Origin of the sequence: uncultured Virgibacillus sp., from assembly GCF_947495635.1 — a bacterium.
GTDB classification, from domain to species: Bacteria; Bacillota; Bacilli; order Bacillales; family Amphibacillaceae; genus Virgibacillus; species Virgibacillus salarius.
The window spans coordinates 1-10,580 of the sequence record NZ_CANMAB010000125.1 but is presented as its reverse complement, the minus strand read 5'-3'; the positions used below and the strand labels follow the sequence as shown (position 1 = coordinate 10,580).

Below are 10,580 nucleotides of genomic sequence, written 5' to 3'. Positions count from 1 at the left end.
ATAATAGCTACTAGAGGAAGCGTAAATCTGAGCATTTAGTGATAAGGACTGAGCGAATTTTGCTCAGTTTTTTTTAAACCGTTGAGAGCTTTATAATTCAATAACGTATGCGATGGTAGGGGGTATAGACATAAATTCACTGTCGCTTTCTATTTACGAGTTTGGTTGTTCACGGAAAATTAACAGTAGAAAAGTAATATGTAGGTGACAAACGATAGGGAAATCAGTAAAATTACTAAAGAGAAGGAGGCAAGTATTATATCATGAGCACAATTCGTAAAAAGTGTGCAACGCTAGCAGAACATCCTGCTTTTATGAATACAATTATAGTATTAATTGTTTTGAACGCCATTTTAGTCGGTTTTGAGACATATAGTTTTGTTGCAGAAAAGTATGCAGGTTGGATATATCTTGCCGATCGAATATTACTTTGGATATTTACATTGGAAATTGTAATTAGACTAATTGGCAGTCGTTCTCTTAAGGCATTCTTTAAAGATCCTTGGAGTGTATTTGATTTTGTAATTGTACTTAGTGGACATGTATTGGTTGGCTCCTATTATGTAACGGTATTAAGAATAATGCGTGTGCTTCGTGTGTTAAGGGCCATTTCTATTATACCTTCATTACGAAAGATGGTTAATGCATTACTTCTCACTATTCCTTCAATGGGAACGATCCTACTGCTGTTAGGTATTTTCTTCTATGTATACGGTGTTATTGGTACGATGATGTTTCAACTAATCGCTCCTGAATACTTCGGTACACTACACCAGTCTTTATTGACGCTTTTTCAGGTCATCACATTGGAGTCATGGGCAAGTGGTGTAATGCGCCCAATCTTAGCTGAAGATCCTTCATCCTGGTGGTACTTCATCACATTCATTCTTATTGGTGCATTTGTAATTGTTAATTTATTTGTTGGGGTTGTTGTCAATAATGTAGAAGAAGCTAGTAGAGAAGATTCTCCATCACCAACGGATATGAAACTAGCTGAGGTTCAGAAGGAATTAAAAGAGATTAAGAAGTTGTTAGAAAAAAATAAAGGATAAAAAGGTCGGGGACGAACCTAAAATCGTTAACCCAAAAGCCAAATGATAAAGTGAACCTTCCATCCGTGGGGGGCTTATTTATCCCCGCGGATAGTTAGTACCACAAGGGTATGACCTAAAGGCCCGTGAACCAATCGGACATTTACTGGTAGTTGATCCCACATATCCATAGTGGTTCACTTTATAGCTTGAAGTGCGGGGCTTACCGCCAGTTATATGCGGGATAAAATGTTGATACGAAGCGAAGTCACAATACGTAGACTCCTTAAAAAGAAGAGCGTTTTTCTGCGTACGATGCATCGCTGCTGATGCCTTCCTTATCCTGTGGGAACAGTACGGGCTGAAGATCCCGCAGGAAAGGGAAGTATGTTAATGGAGCGTGATAGAACCTGTTTTAAGTAAACATTAATGATAGCTTGTTAATCCATTAACTCAGAAATAATTTCGAACGACCGCTGCCGATCTGCTTGATGATAGATTTGAGAGCTTATAATCATTTCATCCGCCTGTGTTTCCTCTAAGAAATTTTTCAACCCCTGTTTAACCGTTTCTTTGCTGCCAATTATCGTTGTACGAGGGTCTAGCGTTTGTTTGATAGCTTCAAGCTCGTTAATAGAGAAATGGGCCTCGATATTTTCAATCGGTGGCTTTAGCTTTGTTGGTTTTCCACGACGCATATTTAAGAATTGCTGCTGCAAGGAAGTCGCTAAATAGCTCGCCTTCTCATCAGAGTCTGCAGCAATTACATTAACACCAACCATGGCATACGGCTTATCCATATATTCGGATGGCTGGAACTGTTCTCGATATAAGTTTAATGCAGGAATTGTATATGCAGGTGCAAAATGACTAGCAAAGGAAAATGGCAACCCTTTTTGAGCTGCTAATCTAGCACTAAAATCGCTAGAACCGAGTAACCAAATAGGGATGTTTAACCCTTGACCAGGAACAGCTTTTACACGAGAAACCGGATCTTTAGCGAAGTAATCTTGTAATTCATTTACTTGCATAGGGAAATCTTCCACACTCATATTTAGTGTCCGCCTTAGCGCATATGCTGTCGCTTGGTCACTCCCTGGTGCACGGCCAAGCCCTAAATCAATGCGTCCTGGATAGAGTGACTCAAGCGTTCCAAATTGCTCGGCAATGACAAGTGTTGCATGATTTGGCAGCATAACACCACCTGCTCCTACACGAATGTGATTTGTTTTTTCGGCAATATGTCCGATAATTACGGAGGTTGCAGAGCTAGCTATTCCAGGCATGTTATGATGTTCAGCTAGCCAGTAACGGTTAAAGCCAAATTTCTCTACATCCTGTGCTAATGCTACACTATTTTTAAAAGAATCGCTTGGTGTGCTGCCTTCATTAACAGGAGCTAAGTCTAAGACAGATAATGGTATATGCTGAAATGTCTTCGTATGAGTCATTATTTTTCACCTCTTCGCTTATTTCTTAATAAGAAATGATACGGATTTTTTTATAAACCGTCCAACGATTAGCTTCGGTAGAAAAAACAGATAGCTCGTTGATAGCTGTTAAAGCGGATGAATCAATTGTATATAATTCAACTGGTCTATACCACGAAAGGATTGATCATTTAACCATGGTTTAAGAAAAATTCAAAGAAAATTTTTAATAAAAATTGAAATTTTTGTGAAGTAATCCTCAACCTGTCTATACCCCTTGTCAATCATGCAGTTTAGATGAATAAAGAAAATAAAAACACGAAAAAGACAGCGTTTTCATTTATTAAAATTTAATAATATTGTATTAAAATAACTTATCTGAATTTTGAGGTAAAATAAAAATTATGATATGATAATCCTACTATACTTTTTTCCGAATGGATGGAACAGTGCGAAAATTATGTGATAGGTGGTTTTAAAGCTTCTGAAATCAATGAAATTAAAATATAGATCATGTGAATTTTGATGTTAAGAAAGGGGATGTTGGGATGTCGCGAAATGGATTCCCTGAATCACAGGGATTGTATCGTCCTGATTTTGAACATGAAGCATGTGGGATAGGGATGATTGCAAACATAAACGGTAGGAAGACGCATAATATTGTGCAAAATGCCATTAATATTCTCTGTAACCTGGAGCATCGTGGTGGTCAATCGGCAGATACCAGTACAGGAGATGGTGCCGGAATCTTAACACAGATTCCGAATCGTTTTTTTCAGAAGCAATGTGCAAAGGAAGGAATTCAACTTCCAGCAAAAGGGGACTACGGTGTGGGGATGGTATTTCTTCCGATAAATCATAATCTCCGTATGGAAAGTAAAAGGATGTTTGAACGAATTATTCGAGAAGAAGGACAAACATTTCTTGGCTGGAGACCAGTCCCGATTAACGAATCATTTATTGGGAAAGTAGCAGCAAAAAGTATGCCTTCCATTCGTCAAATCTTTATAAAGAAACCGGAAGATGTGAAAGATCAAAAAGCGTTCGAACGAAAGTTATTTGTCATTCGGAAGCGAATCGAACAAGAAGCTGCAAAATCCCCAGAATTCGAGGATATTTATATTAGTAGCTTGTCCTCAAGTACCATCGTCTACAAAGGGATGCTCGTCCCTGAACAGTTAGATGCCTTTTATATCGACTTAAACCATCCTGATTTTAAATCAGCACTCGCATTAGTTCACTCTCGCTTTAGTACTAATACCTTTCCAAGCTGGAAACGATCGCATCCAAATCGATACACCATTCATAACGGTGAATTTAATACACTAAGGGGCAATGTGAATTGGATGCGTGCAAGGGAGCAAATGTGTTCATCGGAATATTTTACAGAAGAGGACATGGAAAAGATATTTCCAGTAATTGACTATGAGGGAAGCGATTCATCTATATTTGATAATACATTTGAATTCCTGCATTTATCTGGACGTTCTCTAGCGCATACAGCAATGATGATGGTTCCAGAGCCTTGGGCAAATGATAATGGAATAAAAGAAGAAAAACGAGATTTCTATGAATATCATAGTACACTGATGGAGCCTTGGGATGGGCCGGCGGCACTTGTCTTTTCTGACGGAACGCAAATAGGCGCATGTTTGGACCGTAACGGATTGCGGCCCGCACGCTATTATGTTACGAAGAGTGGAATGATCGTTCTTGGATCAGAGGTTGGTGCCCTGGATATATTTGCTGATGACATATTGTATAAACGTAGATTAGAGCCTGGAAGAATGCTTTTAGTTGATTTGGAGAAAGGTGTCATTGTTCCAGATGAAGACATTAAAATGCAAATTGCATCAGAACAACCGTATAAGGAATGGTTGAATAATAAAATAGATATAGATGATATTCCAGATGTAATGTATAGACAGCCGGTATTTGGAGAGGAAAAATTAATTAAACAGCAGCATGCATTTGGATACACCCGGGAAGAATTGAATAAAATCATTAAACCATTAGTTACGGACGGAAAAGACCCGATTGGTTCCATGGGATACGATTCACCTTTAGCTGTACTGTCTAAGAAGCCACAGCTGCTATACAACTACTTTAAGCAATTGTTTGCTCAAGTAACAAATCCTCCAATTGATGCGATTAGAGAAAAGATTATCACAATGGTCGAGACGACTATTGGAGCAGAGGGAAATTTAGTACACCCCACTGCAGAAAGCTGCCGACACATTCGTTTGAAGACACCAATCCTTACAAATGGCGAATTAGAAAAATTACGTATTCAACAATTAGCCGGTTTTCAAGCAGTAACCTTGTTTATGCATTTTGATGTAAATGATCAGGAGAATGCATTGGAAAAAGCACTGGATGAACTCTTTGTAAAGGCAGATAAAGCCATTAATGAAGGTGCTGTAATCCTCATTTTATCTGACCGAGGAATCGGCAAAGATAAAGCAGCCATTCCTGCATTACTAGCTGTATCTGGTTTACACCACCATTTAATTCGTAAGGGGTTACGTACTAAAGTGAGTCTATTAATCGAATCGGGAGAACCAAGAGAGGTTCATCATTTTGCAAGCTTAATCGGCTATGGAGCGGAAGGGATAAATCCGTATCTTGCTTTTCACTCCATAGAAGATCTTGCTGAGAAACAAGAATTAGAACAGTATACAGCAAAACAGGCGAAGCGGAATTATATTCAATCAGTGACAGATGGAATTATAAAGATACTCTCGAAAATGGGAATCTCGACAATCCAGAGTTATCGAGGAGCACAAATTTTTGAAGCAATTGGTATAAGAAAAGATGTTATAGAAAAGTATTTTACTGGTACTGCTTCAAGATTGGGTGGTATTGATCTTGACCTAATTGAGGAAGAAACACGTATGCGTCACCAAAAGGCTTTTTTAGAAAATCGTGGTGGCAGCTATACCTTAGAAGCTGGCGATGAATACCAATATCGTAAAGATGGGGAAGACCATCAATATAATCCTAAAACTATTCATATTTTACAGCATGCCTGTCGAACAGGTAATTATGAGTTATTTAAGGAATACTCAAAGCTTTTGACAGATGAAAAGGAGAATCTTCAATCTTTAAGGGGCTTACTGTCCTTTAAAAAACGTAAACCAGTGCCACTCGACGAAGTAGAATCTATAGAATCTATTTGTGCTCGTTTTAAAACTGGTGCTATGTCCTTTGGCTCGATCAGTAAGGAAGCTCATGAGTCTTTAGCGATTGCCATGAATCGCATCGGTGGGCGTAGTAATAGTGGTGAGGGCGGTGAATCAACAGACCGATTTACTCGTGATGAGAATGGTGATCTAAGAAGGAGTGCCATTAAACAGGTTGCTTCAGGGAGGTTTGGAGTAAACAGCAATTATCTAGTGAATGCTGATGAGATCCAAATAAAGATTGCCCAAGGTGCTAAGCCTGGTGAAGGTGGACACTTACCTGGAAAAAAAGTATATCCATGGGTTGCTGAGGTACGCGGATCTACTCCAGGAGTTGAGCTCATTTCTCCACCACCACATCATGATATTTACTCCATAGAAGATTTGGCTGAGTTAATTCATAACTTAAAAAATACGAATCCAAATGCAAGAATTAGTGTCAAGCTTGTATCAGCAGTTGGCGTTGGTACCATTGCAGCAGGTGTCGCAAAAGGTAGAGCAGATCTAGTTTTAATTAGTGGTTATGATGGTGGAACTGGAGCAGCACCACGCACAAGCTTGAAGCATACAGGGCTACCTTGGGAGATTGGATTGGCTGAAACACATCAAACGCTTTTATTAAATGGACTTAGAGATCGAATTGTTGTGGAGACAGACGGTAAAATGATGACAGGGCGTGATGTAGTAGTAGCAAGTCTGCTGGGTGCCGAGGAATACGGCTTCTCTACAGCCCCACTAGTCGTATTGGGATGCGTAATGATGCGCGTTTGTCATTTGGATACATGCCCAGTTGGGATAGCAACACAGAATCCGGAACTACGTAAGAAATTTATGGGAGACCCGGAACATGTAGTCCATTTTATGAAATTTATTGCACAGGAAGCACGTGAATTAATGGCAGAACTTGGCTTTCGAACCATCAATGAAATGATTGGTCGTACGGATGTGCTTGAATTTAATCAAGCCATTGATCATTGGAAGGTAAAAGGAATAGATCTGACAGAGTTGCTTTATCAACCAGATGTTCCTGCAAAAGTAGGAAGATATGCGACAATCAAACAAGATCATGGAATTGAAAAGACACTTGATTATCAAGAACTAATTCCGAATTGTAAACAGGCAATTGAACAGAAAAAGGCAGTTGAGTTTACAACAGCAATACGTAATATAAATCGGGTAACTGGTACGCTATTAGGCAGTGAAATAACCAATCGCTATGGGGAAGCTGGGTTACCTGAAGATACGATTAAATTGAATTTTAACGGATCTGCTGGGCAAAGCTTTGGAGCATTCATTCCACCAGGTATGACATTACGACTTATCGGTGATGCCAATGATTTTGTAGGAAAGGGTCTATCTGGAGGGAAAATTATCGTCCATCCAGACCCTATTGTTACCTTCCCACCTGAGAAAAACACAATAATCGGTAATGTAGCCTTTTATGGCGCTTCACGAGGAGAAGCCTATATACGCGGACTCGCAGGAGAACGGTTTGCAGTAAGAAATAGTGGAGCAACCATCGTTGTTGAAGGTGTAGGAGATCATGGTTGCGAGTATATGACAGGTGGTACAGTTGTAGTATTAGGAAGTACGGGAAGAAATTTTGCTGCAGGTATGTCTGGTGGCGTAGCATATATATTCGATGAAGACGATTCATTCCGTTCGAAGGTGAATGACGAGCTTGTGTATATAGAAACAGTAGCAGATCAAGAAGAAATTCAGCGACTTTATCGAATTATTCAACAACATGTAAATGAAACAAATAGTACACATGCGGAGCGAATTTTATCCTATTGGGACAAATATGTAGAACAGTTTGTGAAAATTATTCCAAAAGCATTTGTGAAAATAAATGACCGAATTGCAACGTTAAGAGCAGATGGAATGAGCAAATTCGATGCAGAGATGCTTGCCTTTGAGGAGAGTAAGCAGCCTGCAAAAGAAGAAAAGAAAGAGGTAGGAGCATTACAATAGCCATGTTTGCCAATTAAGAAAGGGATAGATATGCGTTTGCTTGTTGGAAAAGGAGGCCTTTGATGGGGAAACAGACAGGGTTTATGGAATATGACAGACAAGTACGGCGGGAGCGAGACCCAGCGGTCCGTACCAAGGATTGGTTTGATTATACAGCTCCATTGTCGGATAAAGAGGTTCAAATACAGGGGGCACGCTGTATGGATTGTGGTGTACCTACTTGTCATGTAGGAATGGAAATTAATGGTGTAACCTCTGGTTGTCCGGTGTATCATCTTATTCCCGAATGGAATCAGCTTGTCTATGAAGGGAAGTGGAAAGAGGCATTAGATCGAGAGCATGAGCAAAATAACTTTCCGGAGTTCACTGGGATTGCCTGTCCGGCTCCGTGTGAAGGAGCTTGTGTGCTCGGTATTAATGAGCCGCCTGTTGCTATTCGAACCGTAGAGCGTTCAATTATTGAGAAAGGCTTTGAAGAAGGCTGGGTAGTCCCGAAGCCTCCAGAAAAGCGAACTGGCAAAAAAGTGGCCGTCGTTGGCTCTGGACCAGCAGGGCTAGCTACAGCAGCTCAGTTGAATAAAGCAGGTCATCTCGTTACAGTTTTTGAAAGAGATGATCGTGTCGGAGGATTATTAACTTACGGCATTCCAGAGATGAAACTTTCCTATGATGTAGTGATGAGACGCGTCGAAATTTTGCAGCAAGAAGGAATATCCTTTGTAACGAATACAGAAGTCGGTAAAGATATTACTACTGAAGAACTTAGAAAGGAATTTAACGCGATTGTACTATGTGGTGGTGCGACAGTGCATCGTGATATTCAAGTGGCGGGGAGTCAATTAAAAGGTGTTCATCATGCAATGGATTTCCTCCATTCCAATACGAAAAGCCTACTAGATTCAGATTTACAGGATGGCAATTATATATCTGCTACGGGTAAGGATGTTATTGTTATTGGTGGTGGAGATACAGGAACAGATTGTCTTGCCACATCTGTTCGCCATAATTGTAAGAGTCTAACTCAGTTTGATATTTATGATAAAAAAGGATTAGTTCGTGATATGGAAACAAATCCATGGCCGCAATATCCAACGATTCATCGAGTAGAATACGGTCATAAAGAAGCAGCAAGTACTTATGGGGAAGATCCACGTGCTTATGCTGTGATGACTAAAAAATTTGTTGGGGATGATAATGGATATGTTAAAGAGGTGCACACAGTAAACGTTCGCCTTCGCTATGATGAAGCTGGCAACAAAGTCCGGGATGAAATCCCTGGTACTGAAAAAATTTGGCCGGCAGATCTTGTATTGATTGCGATTGGTTTCCGTGGACCAGAACAGGATCTTATTGAGCAATTGCAAATTGAAACTACGGCTAAATCGACCGTCGCCGCTGATTATGATGACTATAAAACAAATGTAGACGGTGTGTTTGCTGCAGGTGATATGCGACGCGGACAAAGTCTAATTGTTTGGGCGATAAATGAGGGAAGAGGCGTAGCCAGGGAATGTGATCGTTATTTAATGGGAGAAACTGTGCTACCATAAGTCGAAAATGGAGTGCTATTGTTTCATACAATGTATGGAGCGGTGGCGCTTTTTCGTGTCTACACACCACTATTATGTGATCTTCGTACATAAAAAGGTAAGTTTTAGACAAATAACTTGTGATCTGCATAAAAGTACGGAGAAATGAGTTTGCAACAAAATACTACTTGCAGTAAGATAGTATGGTGAGAAATATTTTTAGGTATTAGATTATCAAATTTTGCAGTTTGTTTGGATAAGATAATCTAGAAATGAGGGTAAATCATGAGTAAACCATCCATTTATGGACTAACATATGAACAATTAACGGATTGGCTAATGGATCATGGTCAACAGCGTTTCCGCGTTGATCAGGTCTGGAATTGGCTTTATAAAAAACGTGTCCATCGATTCACTGACATGAAGAATGTTAATAAACAGACGATTGCTTTGTTAGAGGACAATTTTGTCTTAGGTACACTAGAAGAAGAGGTTAAGCAAGAATCAAAAGATGGTACGATTAAATATTTATTTCGCTTAGCAGACGGTAATTTAATTGAAACTGTTTTAATGCGATTTAACTACGGATTGTCTGTTTGTGTAACTACGCAGGTTGGCTGTAACATCGGTTGTAGTTTCTGTGCTAGCGGGCTATTAAAGAAAAATCGTGATCTATCTAGTGGTGAAATTGTTGAACAGATCATGAATGTACAAAAAGATTTAGATTCTCGTGGTGAGGATGATCGGGTTAGTCATATTGTTGTCATGGGAATTGGCGAACCATTTGATAACTTTACTAATTTAATGGACTTTTTGTATGTAGTAAACGACGATAGAGGATTAAATATAGGTGCTAGACATATTACTGTATCAACGAGTGGTTTAGCTCATAAAATATATGAGTTTGCAGATACAGGAATCCAAGTTAACCTAGCGATCTCTATCCATGCTCCTAACAATGAGTTACGTACACAAATCATGAAAATAAACAAAGCCTTCCCTATTGAAAAGCTAATGAAGGCAGTAGATTATTATTTAGAGAAAACGAATCGAAGAATTACGTATGAGTATATTATGTTAAAAGATGTCAATGATCATCAGGAGGAGGCGCTTCAGTTGGCGAAGCTGCTTGAGAATCATCGACACTTAGCATATGTCAATTTAATACCTTATAATTCGGTTGATGAACATAACCAATATCAGCGTAGTGAATCAGCATCTATACAAGCCTTTTTTGAAACGTTGAAGGATAAAGGAATCAATTGTGGTGTTCGTTGGGAGAATGGTGCAGATATTGATGCCGCTTGTGGACAACTTAGAAGTAAACAAATGAAGAAAAAGAATGTTGGCTAAAGGAGAAGGGGCTGGGACATAACTAGCCCTTATGAAGTTAAAAAAGATTCCAGTTATCAAAAAATGATAGCTGGAATCTTT

At 39.4% G+C, this 10,580-nt stretch carries 5 protein-coding genes; 4 read left to right on the top strand and 1 reads right to left on the bottom strand.

Translation table 11 applies throughout. From position 1 onward, the window contains the following. The first annotated feature begins 263 nt into the window (after positions 1 to 263). Positions 264 to 1,052, top strand: a complete 789-nt coding sequence (locus Q1A47_RS18540; RefSeq protein WP_166530999.1) for an ion transporter — start codon at positions 264 to 266, stop codon at positions 1,050 to 1,052. Positions 1,053 to 1,471: 419 nt separating this feature from the next. Here the strand turns inward: Q1A47_RS18540 and Q1A47_RS18535 are convergent, their stop codons facing one another. After that, entirely contained in the window at positions 1,472 to 2,482 is a 1,011-nt protein-coding gene (locus tag Q1A47_RS18535; protein WP_200862597.1) for an LLM class flavin-dependent oxidoreductase, read from the bottom strand. Positions 2,483 to 3,009: 527 nt separating this feature from the next. On the opposite strand from Q1A47_RS18535, the gene gltB reads away from it, so the two are divergent. From gltB to rlmN, 3 genes are all read left to right on the top strand, one after another. After that, the gene (gltB, locus tag Q1A47_RS18530; protein ID WP_166530998.1) at positions 3,010 to 7,617 is read left to right on the top strand and encodes a glutamate synthase large subunit; all 4,608 of its coding nucleotides are present in this window, start codon (positions 3,010 to 3,012) and stop codon (positions 7,615 to 7,617) included. A gap of 62 nt (positions 7,618 to 7,679) precedes the next feature. After that, a complete protein-coding gene (locus tag Q1A47_RS18525) occupies positions 7,680 to 9,167 on the top strand; it encodes a glutamate synthase subunit beta (RefSeq protein WP_026683072.1) in 1,488 nt (495 codons plus the stop codon). 264 nt (positions 9,168 to 9,431) lie between these two features. Continuing rightward, the gene (gene rlmN / locus Q1A47_RS18520) at positions 9,432 to 10,499 is read left to right on the top strand and encodes a 23S rRNA (adenine(2503)-C(2))-methyltransferase RlmN (RefSeq protein WP_026683071.1); all 1,068 of its coding nucleotides are present in this window, start codon (positions 9,432 to 9,434) and stop codon (positions 10,497 to 10,499) included. Positions 10,500 to 10,580 lie beyond the last annotated feature (81 nt).

Bases quoted from the DNA above. Each gene is read 5' to 3' on its own strand.
- Q1A47_RS18535 (WP_200862597.1), bottom strand. From the start codon at position 2,482: ATGACTCATACGAAGACATTTCAGCATATACCATTATCTGTCTTAGAC.
- Q1A47_RS18525 (WP_026683072.1), top strand. From the start codon at position 7,680: ATGGGGAAACAGACAGGGTTTATGGAATATGACAGACAAGTACGGCGG.
- Q1A47_RS18540 (WP_166530999.1), top strand. From the start codon at position 264: ATGAGCACAATTCGTAAAAAGTGTGCAACGCTAGCAGAACATCCTGCT.
- gltB (WP_166530998.1), top strand. From the start codon at position 3,010: ATGTCGCGAAATGGATTCCCTGAATCACAGGGATTGTATCGTCCTGAT.
- rlmN (WP_026683071.1), top strand. From the start codon at position 9,432: ATGAGTAAACCATCCATTTATGGACTAACATATGAACAATTAACGGAT.